General features: G+C 66.3%; 15 protein-coding genes and 1 pseudogene. 6 read left to right on the top strand and 10 right to left on the bottom strand.

Features of this window, described 5'->3' with window-relative positions; translation table 11 throughout:
- Positions 1-377 precede the first annotated feature (377 nt).
- On the top strand, positions 378-731 hold the full coding sequence (locus ACQPZ2_RS28100) for a DUF4870 domain-containing protein (protein ID WP_433521206.1): 354 nt from the start codon (positions 378-380) through the stop codon (positions 729-731).
- A 228-nt stretch (positions 732-959) separates the two neighbouring features.
- Here ACQPZ2_RS28100 and ACQPZ2_RS28095 read toward each other — a convergent pair.
- Together ACQPZ2_RS28095 and ACQPZ2_RS28090 are read right to left on the bottom strand one after the other, a co-directional pair.
- A pseudogene (locus tag ACQPZ2_RS28095) lies at positions 960-1,506 on the bottom strand (hypothetical protein).
- Positions 1,507-2,083: 577 nt separating this feature from the next.
- Positions 2,084-2,512, bottom strand: coding sequence for an organic hydroperoxide resistance protein (locus ACQPZ2_RS28090; protein ID WP_433527541.1), 429 nt, complete (start codon positions 2,510-2,512; stop codon positions 2,084-2,086).
- A gap of 104 nt (positions 2,513-2,616) precedes the next feature.
- Between ACQPZ2_RS28090 and ACQPZ2_RS28085 the strand changes: the two genes are divergently transcribed.
- Positions 2,617-3,312 (top strand): winged helix-turn-helix transcriptional regulator, encoded by a 696-nt coding sequence (locus ACQPZ2_RS28085; RefSeq protein ID WP_433521205.1) that lies wholly within the window; start codon positions 2,617-2,619, stop codon positions 3,310-3,312.
- Between the two features lie 118 nt (positions 3,313-3,430).
- On the opposite strand, the gene ACQPZ2_RS28080 is transcribed toward ACQPZ2_RS28085, so the two are convergent.
- The 4 genes from ACQPZ2_RS28080 to ACQPZ2_RS28065 are packed head-to-tail and all read right to left on the bottom strand — an operon-like array spanning position 3,431 to position 7,796.
- Positions 3,431-3,688, bottom strand: a complete 258-nt coding sequence (locus ACQPZ2_RS28080) for an HPr family phosphocarrier protein (protein ID WP_433521204.1) — start codon at positions 3,686-3,688, stop codon at positions 3,431-3,433.
- Positions 3,689-3,718: 30 nt separating this feature from the next.
- Positions 3,719-6,070 carry a fructose-specific PTS transporter subunit EIIC gene (locus ACQPZ2_RS28075; protein WP_433521203.1) on the bottom strand — a complete coding sequence of 784 codons (2,352 nt, stop codon included), beginning with the start codon at positions 6,068-6,070 and terminating at the stop codon, positions 3,719-3,721.
- An 11-nt stretch (positions 6,071-6,081) separates the two neighbouring features.
- Positions 6,082-7,032 (bottom strand): 1-phosphofructokinase family hexose kinase, encoded by a 951-nt coding sequence (locus ACQPZ2_RS28070; RefSeq protein ID WP_433521202.1) that lies wholly within the window; start codon positions 7,030-7,032, stop codon positions 6,082-6,084.
- Positions 7,029-7,796, bottom strand: coding sequence for a DeoR/GlpR family DNA-binding transcription regulator (locus tag ACQPZ2_RS28065; protein ID WP_433521201.1), 768 nt, complete (start codon positions 7,794-7,796; stop codon positions 7,029-7,031). Before ACQPZ2_RS28065 ends, ACQPZ2_RS28070 begins: the two co-directional genes overlap by 4 nt.
- 146 nt (positions 7,797-7,942) lie before the next feature.
- Here ACQPZ2_RS28065 and ACQPZ2_RS28060 point away from each other — a divergent pair, with 146 nt between their 5' ends.
- The gene (locus ACQPZ2_RS28060) at positions 7,943-9,655 is read left to right on the top strand and encodes a putative PEP-binding protein (protein WP_433521200.1); all 1,713 of its coding nucleotides are present in this window, start codon (positions 7,943-7,945) and stop codon (positions 9,653-9,655) included.
- A gap of 11 nt (positions 9,656-9,666) precedes the next feature.
- Positions 9,667-9,951 (top strand): hypothetical protein, encoded by a 285-nt coding sequence (locus ACQPZ2_RS28055; RefSeq protein WP_433521199.1) that lies wholly within the window; start codon positions 9,667-9,669, stop codon positions 9,949-9,951.
- Positions 9,952-9,985: 34 nt separating this feature from the next.
- Here the strand turns inward: ACQPZ2_RS28055 and ACQPZ2_RS28050 are convergent, their stop codons facing one another.
- The 3 genes from ACQPZ2_RS28050 to ACQPZ2_RS28040 all read right to left on the bottom strand — a co-directional run bounded on the left by ACQPZ2_RS28050 (position 9,986) and on the right by ACQPZ2_RS28040 (position 13,434).
- On the bottom strand, positions 9,986-10,528 hold the full coding sequence (locus ACQPZ2_RS28050; RefSeq protein WP_433521198.1) for a DUF779 domain-containing protein: 543 nt from the start codon (positions 10,526-10,528) through the stop codon (positions 9,986-9,988).
- The gene (gene adh / locus ACQPZ2_RS28045) at positions 10,528-12,051 is read right to left on the bottom strand and encodes an aldehyde dehydrogenase (RefSeq protein WP_433521197.1); all 1,524 of its coding nucleotides are present in this window, start codon (positions 12,049-12,051) and stop codon (positions 10,528-10,530) included. Before adh ends, ACQPZ2_RS28050 begins: the two co-directional genes overlap by 1 nt.
- Before the next feature lie 90 nt (positions 12,052-12,141).
- The gene (locus ACQPZ2_RS28040) at positions 12,142-13,434 is read right to left on the bottom strand and encodes a transcriptional regulator (RefSeq protein WP_433521196.1); all 1,293 of its coding nucleotides are present in this window, start codon (positions 13,432-13,434) and stop codon (positions 12,142-12,144) included.
- A gap of 190 nt (positions 13,435-13,624) precedes the next feature.
- On the opposite strand from ACQPZ2_RS28040, the gene ACQPZ2_RS28035 reads away from it, so the two are divergent.
- Together ACQPZ2_RS28035 and ACQPZ2_RS28030 are read left to right on the top strand one after the other, a co-directional pair.
- Positions 13,625-14,884 carry a cytochrome P450 gene (locus ACQPZ2_RS28035; protein ID WP_433521195.1) on the top strand — a complete coding sequence of 420 codons (1,260 nt, stop codon included), beginning with the start codon at positions 13,625-13,627 and terminating at the stop codon, positions 14,882-14,884.
- Between the two features lie 204 nt (positions 14,885-15,088).
- A complete protein-coding gene (locus ACQPZ2_RS28030; RefSeq protein WP_433521194.1) occupies positions 15,089-16,510 on the top strand; it encodes an amidase in 1,422 nt (473 codons plus the stop codon).
- Between the two features lie 9 nt (positions 16,511-16,519).
- On the opposite strand, the gene ACQPZ2_RS28025 is transcribed toward ACQPZ2_RS28030, so the two are convergent.
- Positions 16,520-17,584 carry a cobalamin-independent methionine synthase II family protein gene (locus ACQPZ2_RS28025; RefSeq protein WP_433521193.1) on the bottom strand — a complete coding sequence of 355 codons (1,065 nt, stop codon included), beginning with the start codon at positions 17,582-17,584 and terminating at the stop codon, positions 16,520-16,522.
- Positions 17,585-17,633: the final 49 nt, after the last annotated feature.

The following is a 17,633-nucleotide window of genomic DNA, read 5'->3' as shown; positions in this document are numbered from 1 at the left end:
CACCCTCGTCGAGCGACTACTGGCCGCCGAGCAACTCCCCGCGGGCGCGGTCGTCGAGCATCCTGGCCGCAAAACCTGCCGCGGCTGCGCCGCCATCGGCCACCTCGACGACCCTTCGACCCGACCAGCGGAGTCGGCCAAGGTCGCAGACTCTGCGGCTTTTTCGGTGTTCGATTGTGTAATGAGTCATCACCCAGTTGTTTCGGGGTCGTTGGCAGTTATCTCGTCGAGAGGACCACGTCCGGGATTCCGGTCGTCGGCTGGCCCGCAATCTGTGGGTTCGTTCTGAAACCTGGGATCGGTAGGTGGCGGGCGCGGCGTCTACTTACCCCATGACATCTTCTCAATCTCCCGCGAACCAACCGCAGCCTGCTGGCTTGGACAAAAAGACCAGCGCGATCCTGTCCTACGCACTGGGGTGGCTCACCGGGATCATCTTCCTCTTCGTGGGAAAGAATGATCCCGATGTGAAATTCCATGCCTCGCAATCGATCGTCTTCTTCGGGGCGGTCTCGGTGGTCAATATTGTGCTGAGCATCGTCGGGGCGTTCCTGGGAGTCCTGGGGGTCATCTTCAGCCTCGCCGGACTCGCAGTCGCGGTCTTCGCGGTCGTCGTCTGGATCATGGCCATGGTCCAGGCGAACAACACCGGCGGTGTCCGCGCAGAGCTTCCCCTTGTCGGAAAATTCACTGCACCGTATGCCGATCAGTTGGCCAACTCGGTCAAGTAGCGGCATAGTCGAAGTCCTCAACCAGATTTCGTCATCGCCGATGCTGTCGGCACACCTACCGGCGGGCAGCTGCGACAGTCCGAAGATCAACGGCCCGAGGCTATCTCGGGCCGTTGGCGTCCGCGCGGAACGTCCTGCGCCGATGAGCGTGCTCACCTTGCCCAGTGGAAGATGTGACGCGGCAGCGGTATCGGCGGCCCGCCGAATCGGCCGCCGATACCAGTCGAGTCAGGCCGGTGATGTGACGGCGGGGCCGAGGTGGCGGGCAAGGAAACGGGCCGAGGTCGCGCCCACGAACTCGGGTACTTGGTTATCGCGACCCGGATGGACCTGCAAGGTTTTTTCCTTTGAGGCGCAGGCGTCGAACAAGTCGAGACCGGGTTGACGGTCGATTCCCTCATCGTCCCGCGGAAGCAGGAAGTTCACCGGAATGGTGATTTGTTCGGCTGCCTCGACCAGGGCGTCGTACACGAAAACCCCTCCGAAGGAGGCGGCGGCGATCCGGGGCTCGACCGCCGCCAACATCAGCCCGATCGCCACGCCTAATGTCGAACCGCCGTAGCCGATCGGCGCGTCGGTGCCGATTTGTCACGAGGTGGAGTGCATTGGCCACCAACCCCGGTGCTTTCTTGTGCAGGCCGCCAGTGTGACCACTCGAGACCAGGGGTGCGCCATCGGAGCCGGATGCGGGCGACCAGAGCACGCCGGTGACCTTATCCAGAGTGAAGCTGCGTTCGACGACACCGCTCGAAGATGTTTCGGAAGTGAAGCGCATGATGTTGCCTTTCGGAATTGCCTTGATACTCAGGCGCTCCCGGCGACACCTATGTCAATCGCCGACCATGACGAGCCGAGGGAGCACCCACAGAGATACAGCGTTCATGGGTCTCACCTCCTCGCATGGTGTCACGGTCGCGAGCGAAGATAGCAGTCTCACCATCCTTCCGCCAGTCGCTACCTACGACCGACCGGGCGACCGCCAATGCACTCTGCTAGCCGCATATCGCGCGTCCGGGATTGGTCGACGCGGATCATGTAGGTAGCCGCCAAGAAGACCTGGCAACACCCGCCGACTACACCTGGGAACGGACGGAAATAGGCTCCTCAGCCCTCTCGCCGCCGCCATCTTCGAGCAATGCCTGCACGGACAGCGCGATTTCATTCCGATGGGGCGGAACTACCTCGTGCATAACCTATGGCCCCATTGGGTTCGGCAGATCCTTCACATCGCAACTGATCTCGGCGCTTCAAGCCTCCTCATGGTTGGTGCGCCCGATGCCGGGGACTCGATACCCCCGGGACCGGGACGACTCGATTCGAATGGGCTGATCGGCTCATTCACGGACCGCAGTTCACAGCCGAGTGCCGTTGACCACTAGGGCGACATCGATGTTGCTGCGGGTGGCGTTGGAGTATGGGCAAACCTGGTGTGCCGTCTCGGCAAGTTCGATTGCCTGATCGCCGGTGAGCGACGGCAGCGAGATCCGCAGTTCGACGCCGAGCTTGAAGCGGCCGCCGTCGATCGGGATCAGGGAGACCGACGAGTCGATCTCCGCGTCGTTGGCCTCGAGGTTTCCGCGCCGTCCGAGCAGGGCGAGCGTCGTGCCGAAGCAGGCGGCGTAGCCGATTGCGAAGAGTTGTTCGGGGTTGGTTCCCTCGCCGTTCCCGCCCAGCTCTTTGGGCTGTCGCAGGTCTAGATCCAGCCGTCCGTCGGAGGTCCTTCCTCGGCCGTTTCTTCCCCCGGTGACGTGCGCCTCCGCCGTGTAGAGCGCCTCGGTCATCATGAACTCCCTTCATTGGCTACCGGTATATGAACTTGGCACTTTCAAAATAGGAAGTCAATGGGCAGTTCAAAATCGGGAAGTGCGGAGTCTAGAGTGAGGAAGTGGACCAGCGAAGTTACAACCAGTACTGCGCGACCGCGCGCACCCTCGACCTTGTCGGCGAGCGCTGGACGCTGCTGTTGATCCGCGAACTACTGACCGGGCCCAAACGGTTCGGCGACCTCCAGGCCAGTCTGCGCGGCCTCGGCACCGGTCTGCTGGCTGCTCGTCTGAAGCACCTGGAACGGGAGGGTCTCGCGCACAAGGTCATGCTCCCGCCGCCCGCCCGTACCCCCGCGTACGCCCTCACCGAGGCCGGTGCGGAACTCGGAGTGCCGATTCTGGGACTGGCCCGATGGGGTCTGAAGTGGGCGATGGGCGAACGGCGTGAGTCCGAGTCGTTTCATCCGGGGTGGGCGGTGCTCGGCCTACGGGCCTGCTTCGATGCCGAGGTCGCCGCCGGTCTGCGCGCGGTGTACGAGTTCCGGATCGATGACGAGGTCTTACACGCCCGGATCGACGACGGGACGATCGAGGCAATGCACGGACCTGCCCAGCACCCTGACGCGACCATCACGATCAGCGAGGAAGCGTTCCTCGACGTGACCAGTCATGGGTTGACCTTCGCCGATGCGATCGAGACCGGTGCCGCGTCGGCGTCGGGCGACAGCGAGGCCTTGCGCAGGCTGAAGGGGCTCTTCCGATTGCCGCCCCCGCGTTCCCGCGAGGTGGACCCGCCCCGTCCCGATCACGCGTAGTTGCACTGCTGGAGCTGTCGCATATCCGATGACCTCGCTTTCGGCTGCGTCGCGGTGGATGCGGAGGTTCGCTGAGCAGCATTGGGACAAGGGAATCGGCATGAACAGGTTGGACCGATCAGGCGTCCAGGTCGGTGGCGACGAGTTTCGCGACGAGTTCGAGGGCGTTGGGGTCGTCGCTGGTGACGATGACATCGGTGCCGTAGGCGGCGCCGAGGGTCATGATCATGAGGGCTGAGCCTGCGTCGACCGGCTCGCCACCGACCAGGGCCAGAGTGACTTCGGCGCCGGAGTCGGTGACGGTTTCGGCGATGATGTTGGCGGGGCGGGCGTGCAGGCCGATGGTGGAGGCGACGGTGACGGTGGTGCTGGCCATGGGGTGATTCTCCTTGGGTGAGAGGGTATTTCAGGCAATGGCGAGGGCGGGGGTGCGTGGCTTGATGAATTCCTTGGCGGCGGTGACGCAGAGGGCGGCGACCGCGGTGCCCGCGACGAGGGCGGCGAGGAACCAGACGATGTGACCGACGGCGAAGAAGACGAAGATGCCGCCGTGCGGAGCGCTGAGGGTGGTTCCGGTGGCCATGATCAGCGCACCGGTGACCACGCCACCGGCCATCATCGACGGGATCACACGCAGCGGGTCGGCGGCGGCGAAGGGGATCGCGCCTTCGGAGATGAAGGATGCGCCGAGAAGCCATGCGGCCTTACCATTTTCGCGTTCGGCCGTGGTGAACAGGCGGGGGCGAAGGGCAGTGGTCAATGCCATGGCCAGCGGCGGGACCATGCCCGCGGCCATGACGGCGGCCATGATGCGCAGCGAGGCCGGATCGGTGACCGAAAGTCCGGCTACAGCAAAGGAATACGCGGCCTTGTTGACCGGGCCGCCGAGGTCGAAGCACATCATCAGGCCGAGGATGGCGCCGAGGGCGAGTGCGGAGGTGCCGGTGAGGCTGTTGAGCCAGTTGGTGAGTCCGCTGGTGATCGCGGCGAGTGGTTTGCCGAGGAAGATGAACATCAACGCGCCGACTATCAGTGACGCGAACAGCGGGATGACCACGACTGGCATGAGTCCGCGCGCCCACTGCGGGGCAGGCAGTTTCGTCACCCACAGGGCCGCGAATCCGGCGATCAGACCACCGACGAGGCCGCCGAGGAATCCCGCGCCGACGAACACCGCCACCGCACCGGCGGTGAATCCTGGTGCGAGACCCGGCCGGTCGGCAATGGCGAAGGCGATATATCCGGCGAGGGCCGGTACCAGGAAGCTGAATGCGAGCGAACCCAGTTGGAACAGCACCGCGCCGAGATAGGTCGGCAGGCCGCCGTCGGGCAGTGCGGTCAGCGAGTTGTCGAGCACGATCTTCTTGGCATGGTCGGCGATTTCGTAGCCGCCGAACAGGAATCCGAGCGCGATGAGCAGGCCACCCGCGGCGACGAACGGGATCATGTAGCTGACGCCGGTGAGCAGGATCTGGCGCAGCCGGGTACCCCAGCCGAGTGCTGCCGGTGCCGAAGCACCTTCCGGGCGTGCGGATCCAGCGACCGTTGCGGCATTGGGGGCGAGGGCGGCGCGCAGTGCGTCGGCGACCATGGTGTCGGGCTCGTTGATCGCGCGCTTGACCCCGGACTCGACAACCGGCTTGCCCGCGAACCGTTCCCGGCCGCGCACCCCGACATCGGTGGCGAAGATGACCGCGCTCGCGGCCGCGATGGTTTCGGCGCTCAGCGGGGTGCTGCCGCTGGATCCCTGGGTCTCGACGTGCACCGTGACGCCCGCGCGGTCACCGGCGGCGACGAGCGAGTCGGCGGCCATATACGTGTGGGCGATGCCGGTCGGGCAAGCCGTGACGGCGACGATCGTTTGCCCGGCAACCTCGGTTGTCTCGTCAGCCGAAACGCTATCGGTCGTGCTCTGCGATGCGCTGACTCCGGCCGGAGTGGTTGCGCCGATCGAAGCGGCCGCTGCGGCGGAAGTGGCGTTCGAAGCCCGGGATCCTGATACGCCTCCGGTCGCAGCGGGTGCGGCTGCACCGTTCGACGCTGCCTGCGCCGCAGCTACGCCTCCGGCCGCAGCTGAAGCCGCTCGGGTCGTGGGTACGTCGCCGCGAGCAGTCACAGTTGTACCGTTCGAAGCCGCAGATACGCCTCCGGGCGCAGCGGCACCGTTCGAAGCCGCCTGGGACGCGGGTGTGCCGCCGGACGCGGTCGCAGTTGTACCGCTCGAGGCAGCTCGAGAAGGAGCCGAGTCACTCGAAACAGACTCGGCCGCAGCCTTTTCAGGCGTCATCGCAGGCTTTTGCGCAAGCACATCTGTCACCAGCGCAACTACCTCATCTGCGTTTGCGGCCTCCCGCAACGACCGCACGAACTCCGGCCGAACGAGCGCCCGAGCCAGACTCGACAGCAACTTCATATGCTCCGCACCGGCACCTTCCGGCGCGGCAATGAGGAATACCAGATCCGCTGGCCCGTCAGCAGCACCGAAATCCACCGCGGGCGCCAACCGAGCGAACCCGAGCGACGCATTGGTCACCGCCGCATTCCGGCAGTGCGGGATCGCAATGCCACCGGGAAGCCCTGTCGCGGACTGTGATTCGCGCGCGAGCGTCGCATCACGTAGCGCCTCGGCGGAGGTAGCCCGCCCATGGTCGGTGAGCCGCTGGGCGAGTGTCGCGATCACCGTCTCCTTGGCGGTGCCGAGGTCGGTATCGAGGCTGATCAGCTCGGTGGTGATGATCGAATCAGGGGAGTGGGCCATCGCAGTGTCCTTCAGCGACTGTGCAGGGATTCCAACGTCGTGACGGCCACGGCGCGGGGGTCGGTGTGGTGTGGTCCGGGCAGCCCGGTCCCCGGCAGCGCGGCGGCGGCGCTGCCGTAGGCGACGGCGCGGCGCAGCCGATCCGGTGCGTCCAGCCCGTCGAGATCGGCGAGCAGGTATCCGGCCAGCGCGGAATCGCCTGCCCCCACGGTGCTGCGCGGGGTAATGGCGGGTGCGGCGGCATGCCACGCACCGTCCGCGGTGACGAGTACGGCTCCGGACGCGCCGAGCGTCGCGAGGACGGCACCGACGCCGCGAGCGACCAGTGTGCTCGCCGCGCGCGCGGCGGCGACCGGATCCTCCAACTCGGCGGGGTCGCCGTGGGTGAGCTGGGCGAGCTCCTCGGCATTCGGCTTGAGTAGTCGCGGCGCAGCCGATTCCAGTTCGGCGGCCAGTGCGAGCAGGGGAGCGTCGGAGGTATCGACCGCGATCCGGACGCCGCGCAGCCGGTGCAGCAGATACGCGTACCAGTCCGTGGGAACGGCGGGTGGGAGGGATCCGGACAGCACGACCCAGCTCGCCGTATCCGCGAGTGCATCGAGCTGATTCGCCAGTGCGGCAAGGCATTCGGCGGACAGCGATGATCCGGGTTCATTGATCTTCGTGGTGGTCCCGTCGCGTTCGGCGACGGTGAGATTGGTGCGCGCCGGGGTGGCGCACGGCACCGCGCGATGGTCGATATCGGCATCGGTGAGCATGCGCAGCAACGGATCGCCGGCATTGCCGGGCAGCACTGCAACGGTCTCGCACCCGGCGGCGGCGATCACCCGGGATACGTTGACCCCCTTACCGCCGGGCTGCGACAGCGCGGTCTCGGCCCGGAGTACGGCACCGCGCCGCAATGGTTCCCGCAGGTTGACGGTGCGGTCGATGCTGGGGTTCGCGGTGAGCGTGACGATCATGCGGTGACCACCTCGATGCCGTACTCGGTGAGTTCGTTGTGCACCGAAGGCAGCAGCCCGGTATCGGTGACCAGCACATCGAATTCCTCGACCGAACCGAAGCTCAGCAGATCCTCGCGCCCGACCTTCGTCGCATCGGCGACCACTACTACTCGGTGGGCGCTGGCGATCATGGCGCGCTTCACCGCCGCCTCGTCGGGATCGGGGGTGGACAGTCCGTGGCCGATGGTCAGGGCATTGGTGCCGATGAACGCCACATCGACCCGCAACTCGCCGAGCACTCGCAAGGCCTCCGCGCCGACCGCGGCCTGCGTGACACCCCGCACTCGGCCGCCGATCAGATGCAGCCGCACTCCGGCGAATCCACTGAGCCGAGCCGCGATGGGCACCGAGTTCGTCACGGCGACGAGCTCCCGATCGGCGGGCAGGGCGGCGGCCACCCGCGCGGTGGTGGTCCCGGCATCGAACAGCACGCTGCCGCCGGTCGGTGGCAGATAATCCAACGCCGCCTTGGCGATTCGGTCCTTCTCGGCGGCGTGGGAGTGTTCGCGCTCGGTGGTGCCGAGTTCGATCGCGGTGAGCGCCGCAGCGGGCACCGCACCCCCGTGCACCCTGCGGATCAGCCCCATCCGATCGAGGACCGCCAGATCTCGGCGCACGGTTTCGGTGGTGACCCCGTACTGCTCGGACAGCTCGGCGACCGATACGCGCCCGCGTTGCCCGACCAGGGCGGCGATGGCCTGCTGGCGCTCCTCTGCGTACATCCGGTCCTCCGATTGGCAATGTGTGTTTATGTTGTTTTATGCCCGTCTGTGTTGCTTTGTCAAGAGATTTGAGTAGTCTGGATCACAACGAGCCGAGCTGAGTAATCGGTCGCACTCACTCGACATCGGCGTGGAGGAGGAATCTAATGTCCGGATCACCGCAGGCCACAGGCGCCGTGAAGGTTGCGCGCAGCGCCATGACATTGCGCGGCACCCCGGCGGTGCCCGGAATCGCCGCCGCGCCGACCGTGCGTCCGGCGCCGCGGATTCGCGTGGACCTTCGTGCCGAACCGGTCGCCGAGTCCGATCGGGCATCACAACACGAAGCCTTCCTTGCCGCGACATCGGTGGTTGCGCGGCGCTTGCGCGAGCGCGCCAACCATGCGAGCGGCGCGGCCGCGGAGGTGCTCGTCGCGAATGCCGCGATGGCGGCCGATCGTGGCTGGCTCGCTGCCGCCGAGAAACTCATCGCCGCGGGCAGTCCCGCCGCCGTCGCGGCCACCGCGGCCACCGATCAGTTCGCCGAGGTGTTCACCAAACTCGGTGGGCTGATGGCCGAACGCGTCACCGATCTTCGCGATGTCTGCGACCGGGTGGTCGCCGAGCTGGCCGGTGTGCCAGAGCCGGGCATTCCCACGCCCGCCCGGCCATCGATCCTGCTCGCCGACGACCTGGCTCCGGCCGATACCGCCGGACTGGATCCGAATCTCATTGTCGGCCTTGCGACTTCGCGCGGCGGTCCGACCAGCCACACCGCGATCATCGCCCGCCAGCTCGGCATCCCATGCGTGGTCGCGATCGCCGGACTCGACGATGTGCCCGCCGGAATCCACGTGCTGATCGATGGGGCGGCCGGACAGGTCGCCATCGGCCCGGACCCGGAAACCGCCGCCCGCGCCGTGGCCGAATACCGCGCGCAGGAATCGCGCACGGCGGCCTGGACCGGTCCGGGCGCGACCGCGGACGGGCATCGCGTCGAGATTCTCGCCAACGTCCAAGACGCGGCCGGAGCCCGCGCGACACTCTTACAACCGGCCGAGGGCATCGGCTTGTTCCGCACCGAATTATGTTTCCTGGATCGCGAATCCGAGCCCGGCATCGCTGAACAGGCGGACATCTATCGCGAGGTCTTCGACGCCTATGTCGGGTCGAAGGTGGTGATCCGCACTCTCGACGCCGGTTCGGATAAGCCACTGCGTTTCGCCGACCATGCCGACGAGGCGAACCCCGCTCTCGGTGTGCGCGGCATCCGCATCGCTGCCCGCGACAGCGGAATCCTGGACCGCCAGCTCGACGCGATCGCTCAGGCCGCCACCGACCGCACCCCCACACCGTGGGTCATGGCGCCGATGATTTCCACTGCGGCCGAAGCGAAATCGTTCGCCGCCAAGGTGCGAGCGCGCGGACTGGTCCCCGGTGTCATGATCGAGGTCCCCGCGGCCGCCCTCCTGGCCGAGGCCATTCTGGAACACGTCGACTTCCTCTCGATCGGCACCAACGACCTCGCTCAATACACCATGGCCGCCGACCGCATGTCCGCCGACCTCGCCGCACTCACCGACCCCTGGCAACCCGCCGTCCTGGCGCTGGTCGCCCGCACCGCGGCCGCGGGTGCGACCGCGCACAAACCTGTCGGTGTCTGCGGTGAAGCCGCCGCCGACCCCCTGTTGGCCTGTGTCCTAACCGGATTCGGCATCAGTTCCCTCTCTGCCGCCGGTGTCGCGGTAGCCGCCGTCGGAGCCGCGCTCTCCGCGGTCACCCTCGACGACTGCCACCGCGCCGCGGCAGCCGTCCTGTCGACCTCCGACCCGGACAGCGCCCGCACCGCTGCTCGGGACGCCCTCCGGTCCGCCGGATGATCGGTGATTGCGTGACGATTGCCAGTGGTGCCACGTGGTGTCCCAGCAAACTCGAGCGAAACGGTGGGGGGTGTTGCGGCGATCTGGTGAATATGGCCACCGACACCATGAATCTCGCCGAGCGACGTCAAGCGATCCGACGACTCGTTGCGGTCTGCCACGTAGTCAACAAGCTGGTAGAGCTAGCCGAGACGGAATCATCCGAACCGTTGATCGCGCAGGCGCACACCACGCGCCGGGTGCTCCAGGACCTGGTGCTCGACCTGGTCGCGATCGAGCCGCGAACCGGAGTCTGAGCTGGAATCAGCAGGGCCCCAGTAAAGTTAGCTGTCAAGGCGACGGCCGTGTTCCGCTACCGGGGACCGGGCAGGCATCGGCTGCCGCGGCGACAACCTGTGGTTCGCTCGAGATCGCAGGGCGTTCCCCTCGCTCCCAGCCCGCGCCCGTCACCGGTTCGGCCGCAGCCAGAACAGCGAGCTCACTGTCATCGAAAACCCTTCCGCGACTGAGGAATCGAAACCCTTCGGGCGACTCCAGACTGAATCCCGACCCGCGACCCGGCACGACATCGAGGACGAGCTGGGTGTGCTGCCAGGCAGCGAACTGCGGCCCCGAGATCCACACCGGCGCGATATCGTCGGGCTCCGGCGCAGTAACCGGCAACTCGTCGACCCGCAAACGCAGATCGAGCAATCCGAGCAGCACATCGTGGTCGCCGACTATGAATTCGCCTGCGGGGTAACACATCGGGGCCGATCCGTCGCAGCAACCACCGGACTGGTGCAGCATCAGCGGGCCGTGCAGCCCGCGGAGGCGACGGAGCAGGTCCATCGCCGCCGCGGTGGCGCGCACGCGCCGGGGGACTGCGGCCATCAGAAGAAGCCTTGCGCCTTCGACGCGTAGCCGACCAGCAGGTTCTTCGTCTGCTGATAGTGGTCGAGCATCATGCGGTGGTTCTCGCGGCCGATGCCGGACTGCTTGTAGCCGCCGAAGGCCGCATGTGCCGGGTACTGGTGGTAAGTGTTGGTCCACACCCGTCCGGCCTGGATATCGCGTCCGGCCCGGTAGGCCACCGCACCGTCGCGCGACCATACGCCCGCACCGAGTCCGTAGAGGGTGTCGTTGGCGATCTTGATGGCTTCGTCGTAGTCCGCGAACGAGGTCACCGAGACGACGGGGCCGAAGATCTCCTCCTGGAAGATCCGCATCGAATTGCTGCCCGCGAAAACCGTTGGCTGCACGTAGTATCCGCCGGACAGATCGCCGCCGAGGTCGGCGCGCTCGCCGCCGGTCAGCAGCGTCGCGCCCTCGCCCTTGCCGATTTCGAGGTAGGACAGGATCTTTTCGAGCTGATCGTTGCTGGCCTGCGCGCCGATCATGGTCTCGGTATCGAGCGGATCGCCCTGCCGCACCGCCTTGGTGCGCACCACGGCCGCGGCCAGGAATTCGTCGTAGATATCGGCCTGGATGAGCGCGCGCGACGGGCAGGTGCAGACCTCACCCTGGTTCAGCGCGAACATGGTGAAGCCCTCGAGCGCCTTGTCCTGGAAGTCGTCATTGGCGGCGAGGACATCGCTGAAGAAGATATTCGGGCTCTTACCACCGAGTTCCAGCGTGACCGGGATCAGGTTCTGCGACGCGTACTGCATGATCAGGCGGCCGGTGGTGGTCTCACCGGTGAAGGCGATCTTCTTGATCCGCGGGCTGGAGGCCAGCGGCTTGCCCGCCTCGACACCGAAACCGTTGACGATGTTGACCACACCGGGCGGCAGCAGATCACCGATGAGACCGATCAGGAACATGATCGAGGCCGGGGTCTGCTCGGCGGGCTTGAGCACGACCGCATTACCGGCGGCGAGCGCGGGCGCGAGCTTCCAGGTGGCCATCAGGATCGGGAAGTTCCACGGAATGATCTGGCCGACCACACCGAGCGGCTCGTGGAAGTGGTAGGCGACGGTGTCGGCGTCGATCTGCGACAGCGAACCCTCTTGTGCGCGAACGGCTCCGGCGAAGTAGCGGAAGTGGTCGATGGCGAGCGGGATATCGGCGGCCAGCGTTTCCCGGATCGGTTTGCCGTTGTCCCAGGCCTCCGCGAGGGCGAGCGCGTCCAGGTTCTCCTCGATGCGGTCGGCGATCCTGTTGAGGATGAGGGCGCGCTCGGCGACCGAGGTCTTGCCCCAGGCGGGTGCGGCGGCGTGCGCGGCATCGAGGGCGAGTTCGATGTCTTCGGCGGTGCCGCGCGCGACCTCGCAGAACGGCTGACCCGTTACGGGAGTTGGGTTTTCGAAGTACTGCCCCTTGACGGGCGCGACCCATTCGCCGCCGATCCAGTTGTCATATCGGGTCTGGAACGACATGGCGGCGCCGGGTGTGCCTGGGCGGGCGAAGACGGTCATCGAATGCTCCTCGATCTGCTGACTTTTCACGTCAGGTGTGATCCGGAACACTAGAAGCGCCCATGTTGCACGACAGTTGCAAGAGACTGGTCAGATGCCCAATTTGCGGTCGAGCAGTCGTAATTGTGTCTTCACCTGGGCATACAGCGAGGACTGACGGTCCAGCGAGGAGAGGTAGGCGGTCCACGCCGCAACGTCCTCGCGCCCGTCGGCCGAACCGGTCCAGCGGGCGAGCAGGCGGCGATCACCGGCCGTCAACAGGGCCGCGCGCAGGCGTCCGCGCAATTCGACGCGCAACTCAGCGATACCCGGTGCGAGCGAGCGGGGCAGGATCGGGCCGGGATAGGCGCGCAACGCCGCCGACGTATCGCCGCGCGCGAGCGCACGCCGAACCTCGTCGACATCGGTATCCAGATCCATCAGCAGTCGATAGGGGCGGGAGCCGAGACCATTGGCGCCCAACATCTTTCGCACCCGCGACATCTCCGCGCGTACCGTGACCGGATCCAGCTCGGATTCGTCGAGCAGCATGGCCAGATGGTCGGCGCTCAGTCCCTCCTGGTAATTGGCCAGCAGCAACAGGATTTCGGCATGGCGCTGCGATAGACGGATGCGCTCACCGTCGCGGATCAGCGTCGGCCGGGCCGGGCCGAGCGCCTCGAGGCGTGCCGTCGTCGACGCGAGCGGTTTCGGCGCGTCCAGCATGAGCAGCCGCAGTTCGGATTCCGCGGCCGATACCGTCGCGCGGATCAGTGACAACACCTCCGGCGCCGCCACGCGGGGGCCGCCGGTGATATCGATGGCGCCGATGATCCGGCCGCTGCGCGGATCATGTACGGGCGCCGCCGAACAACTCCATTCGTGCACCACGCGACTGAAGTGTTCGGCCCCGAAGATCTGCACATGGTGATCGAGGGCGAGTGCGGTGCCGGGTGCGTTGGTGCCGACCCGGTCCTCACTCCAGTCCGCGCCCTCGACGAAATTCATGGCCAGCGCCCGGTCCTTGACCTTCGAATCGCCCTCCACCCACAGCAACCGGCCCTCGGCATCACTGATCGCGACGAGCAAGCCTGCCTCGGCGGCATCCTCGACGAGCAGTTTGCGCACGACCGGTCGGATCAGCGCGGTCGGATGCGTGGCCCGATACCGTTGCAGTTCAAGGCCATCGAGGTCGAGGCCAGCGCCGAAACGGTCCGGATCGACGCCGTTGCTGCGGCTGCGCCGCCAGGAATCCAGGACCACCGGGCGCACCGGATCGATCGGCAGCCGCTCGTCGCCTTCGATGAAGCAGCGATGTGCACAGGACACCTGGCGCGCCAATTGCGCGAGGTCGTCCTCCGGTCGAACGGCCACCCAGGGGTTGCCGTGCGCTGCTGTGCTCAATCGCCGTCCTTCGTGTCGTCCCTACCTACTGTAATGCCGGTCACATGTTGTATAGCCAACGGTGGGGCGCTCGGTACGCGCGGACCGGGCCGTCGACGTAGGCTGACTCTGCTCTGCGCAGGCGACACGGATGCGCCTGCGGTCGCGCACCATGCTCATCGCTTCTGCACAACGACTGGAGTCACGTCTCTTGACCACGCCAGAGTCGGCAACCACCACCCGCCCGTTCCCGGTCGCGCACGGATCGCCGATCGATACCGACGGCCCCCGAATCTCGTTATTCACAGCGGAATTCGCCGCGAATCCGCACGACGCGTACCGCGAAATGCGCGAGAGATACGGTTCGCTGGTGCCGGTGGAGTTGGCTGCCGGAGTACCCGCGACCCTGGTGATCGGCTACCACACCGCGCTGCAGATCCTCAACGATCCCGACCATTTTCCGCACGATTCACGAACTTGGCAGCGGGGCGTGCCCGAGGACTGCCCGGTACGGCCGATGCTCGAATGGCGCCCGGCGGCGGTTCGCTCCGCCGGCGCCGAGCACACCCGCTACCGGGAGGCGACCGTCGCCGGCCTCGGTGTCGTCGACCTGTTCGCTTTGCATTCCACAGTGGAGCAGATCGCCATTCCGCTGATCAACACCTTCTGTCAGGACGGTGCGGCGGATCTGGTCGGGCAGTACGCATTGCCGCTGGCCTTCGCGGTGATCAACGCGATTCTCGGTTGTCCGCAGGAGATCAGCCAGCGTGCCGCAGCCGGTCTGGCCCGCATGATGGAGGGTGCGGATGCAGCCGTCGAGGGCGGCAAGATTCTCGCCGATGCCATGTTCGAACTGGTCTGCCTCAGGCGTGACCAACCGGCCGACGATGTCGTGTCAGTGCTGCTCGCCCATCCGGCGAATTTCGATGACGCCGAGATGATCCAGCAGGTTCTGCTCCTGTACGGCGCCGGTATGGAACCGACGCAGAATCTGATCGTCAATACGCTGCGACTGATGCTGACCGACAATCGGTTCGGTGGCGGCATTCTCGGCGGCACGCTATCCACGCGCGATGCGTTGGACGAGGTGCTGTTCACTGATCCGCCGCTATCGAACTACTGCATCACCTTCCCGAAGCAGCCGGTTTTGATCGAGGGCTCGTGGCTGCCCGCGCACCAACCGGTCGTCATCAGCATGACCGGCTGTAATAACGATCCCGCGATCACCACCGGCGCGTACACCGACAACAGCTCCCATCTGGCGTGGAGTATCGGCCCGCACGCCTGCCCCGCCCGCTCGATCGCGACCCTGATCGCACAGGACGCGATTGATCAACTGCTGGACGCCCTACCGGAAATGAAAATGGCCATCCCCGTCGAAGAACTGGAATGGCGACCGGGGCCGTTCCACCGTGCCGTGGTCGCCCTCCCCGTCACATTCCCCAAATCCCCTCCGCTGCAAGTCTTCTGACGCACCCTCGGGTGTCGTAGCTGCGTGGTGGAGCGGGAAACCGCCGATGCAGCCGCAACGGAATAGCATCCGTGCGCGGAGACGAAGAGGTCGATACTCCCGATTCGCCGAGGCCGGGCGCGTACAATTTCCCTAGCTGGACGAACGTCTACTACACAGGGTTCGACGCGCCCGGACCCGTGATTCGCAGCTGTGGGCAGTGTTATGGCCGATCGAATACATGCATTCGCCGATGACGTCCTGGCCGACCACGATGCCGTCGCCTTGGCGGCCATGGTTCGGTCGGGGGCGGTGAGTCCGAAGGAACTGGCCCGAGCGGCGATCGACCGCGCGGCGCTGGTGGAGCCGCAGCTCAATGCCATCGCGTACGCGAGTGTCGAGCAGCCGCGATACGCGTCGGGGCGTGCCGGTGCCTGGTATGGCGTTCCGACGTTCGTCAAGGACAATGCCGATGTCGCGGGCATGCCGACCAACCAGGGCAGCGCCGCGTTCGTGGCCCGTCCGGCCGCTCGCGATGACGCCTACACCGCGCAGTTTCTGAGCACCGGGGTGACGGTGCTCGGCAAATCGCGGATGCCGGAATTCGGTCTGAACCCGACGACCGAATTCCAAGCCGCCGAGCCGACCAGGAATCCGTGGAATCCGGAGTATTCGGTCGGGGGATCCTCCGGCGGTTCGGCCGCCATGGTCGCGGCCGGTGTCGTGCCGGTCGCCCATGGCAATGACGGCGGAGGGTCGTTGCGGATCCCGGCCGCATGCGCGGGACTGGTCGCACTGAAGCCGAGTCGGTATCGGCACCTGGACAACGTTCTCGACAAGCATCTGCCGATAAGGCTCATCTCCGAGGGCGTGTTGACCAGGACGGTGCGCGATACCGCCGCGTATACCGCTGCCGCCGAACGGTATTGGCGAAATCCCGAGCTCGTGCCGATCGGCGAAGTGCACGGCCCGGCCGACCGCCGCCTGCGCATCGGATTGCTGACCACCGCCGGAACCGGCGCCGAACCCGATGCCGAAACACGCGGCGCGGTCGAATTCGCGGCCAAGCTGCTCGAACGCTTCGGCCATCAGGTCGAGCCGATGGCGGTCCCCTTCCCGCCGCACCTCGCCGACGACTTCCTGCTGTACTGGGCATTCCTTGCCGATATATCGGCCATCGGTGGCAAGGTCCTGCACGGCAGGTCATTCGATCGCCATGCGCTCGACGATCTCACGCGCGGTCTGGGCCGCTATCACCGCGAGCGCATCCTCCGCACACCGGCCGCGCTCCACCGGCTACGCCGGGCGTACCGGATCTATGCCGAGGTATTCACGCGGTACGAGCTCGTACTTTCGCCGGTGGTCACCCATGTGGTGCCGCCGCTGGGTTATCTCGATCCGAAGGTGCCGTCCGAAGAGCTGATCGAGCGGCTGCGGCAGTATGTGGGCTACACCCCGATCGCTAATGTGACCGGGGCGCCTTCCCTATCGATGCCGACGCGCATCGGGTCCAGCGGTGTCCCGATCGGCGTCATGTGCAGCGCGGCCTACGGCGACGAGCGCACCTTGCTGGAGATCGGGTACCTGCTGGAAGCGGAGAACCCCTTCCCTCGGATCGACGCGGAGCCCACTACGCCGCAGGTCTGATTCCGGCGATCAGACGCCCAGTTCCGCGGCCGCCAGAGTGGTCCCTTCGATGCGGGCACGGACCTTGGCGAAGGCGATCTCGCGGGAGGTGGAGGTGTCGTCGGCGAACGGCGAAAAACCGCAGTCGTCGCAGGTGCCGAGGCGGTCGACAGGCAGGTAGCGGGCAGCGTCGAGGACGCGGTCACGGACCTGCTCCGGAGTTTCGACCTGCGGGTCGATGGGGTCGGTGACGCCGATGAAGATGCGGGCGTCGGCGGGCAGGAGTTCGGCGATGACGGCCAGGATCTTGTCGGGATCCGGCTCGCTCGCCAACTGTACGTAGAACGCACCGACCCTGAGCTGCAACAGTTTCGGCAGCAGTGCGGTGTACTCGACATCGAGACTGTGCGTGGAGTCCTGATCGCCGCCGGGGCAGGTGTGTACGCCGATTCGTGCGCGTTCGGCATCCGAAAAGCGTTCCAGCACCGAGTTGTTCAGTTCGATGAAACTGTCGAGAACGCCGCCGCTCGGATCCAGCTCGAGCGAGAGCCGGCCCTCGGTGAAATCCAACTGGACCGAGTGTGCGCCCGCGTCGAGGCAGCCGCGGATATCTTTTTCGGCTTCGTCGGCCAGGTCGGCCAGGAATGTTTCGCGGTCGTAGCCCTCGATGCCGTCGGCCGGATAGAGCAGACTCAGCGCGGACGGCGCGATCACCGCCTGCTTCACGGGAAGCCGCGAATGTTGTTGCGCCGCACGCAGATACTGTTCCGCAAAGGTCTGGTAGCGGAACGGCCCCGCGGTGAGCCTCGGCAACTGTCGCTGATGTCCGTCGGCGAAGGGGATCACCGCGCCGTCGGGTGCCAGTCCGGCCAATCCGGTGATGGGATAGGTGGCGAAACTCGGTTTGGCCTGCTCACCGTCGGTGACGACCGGTGAGCCGAGGGCAGCCAGTTCGTCGATGGTTTCGGCGACCGCGCGGGCCTGAAGCTCGGCGAGCGCGGGCGCGTCGAGTTCGCCGGAGTCGTGGGCCGCCATGGCGGCCAGCAGGTCGGAGGAACGAGGAATGCTGCCGATCGGCTCGGTGGGGATGCTCACGGCGCGAGTGTAGGTGGATCTGCGGTTTGAAAGACCCGAATTGATTGCC

This window comes from Nocardia pseudovaccinii (assembly GCF_050942345.1).
Lineage (GTDB): Bacteria > Actinomycetota > Actinomycetes > Mycobacteriales > Mycobacteriaceae > Nocardia > Nocardia pseudovaccinii.
This window is presented reverse-complemented; position numbering and strand designations above follow the sequence as displayed.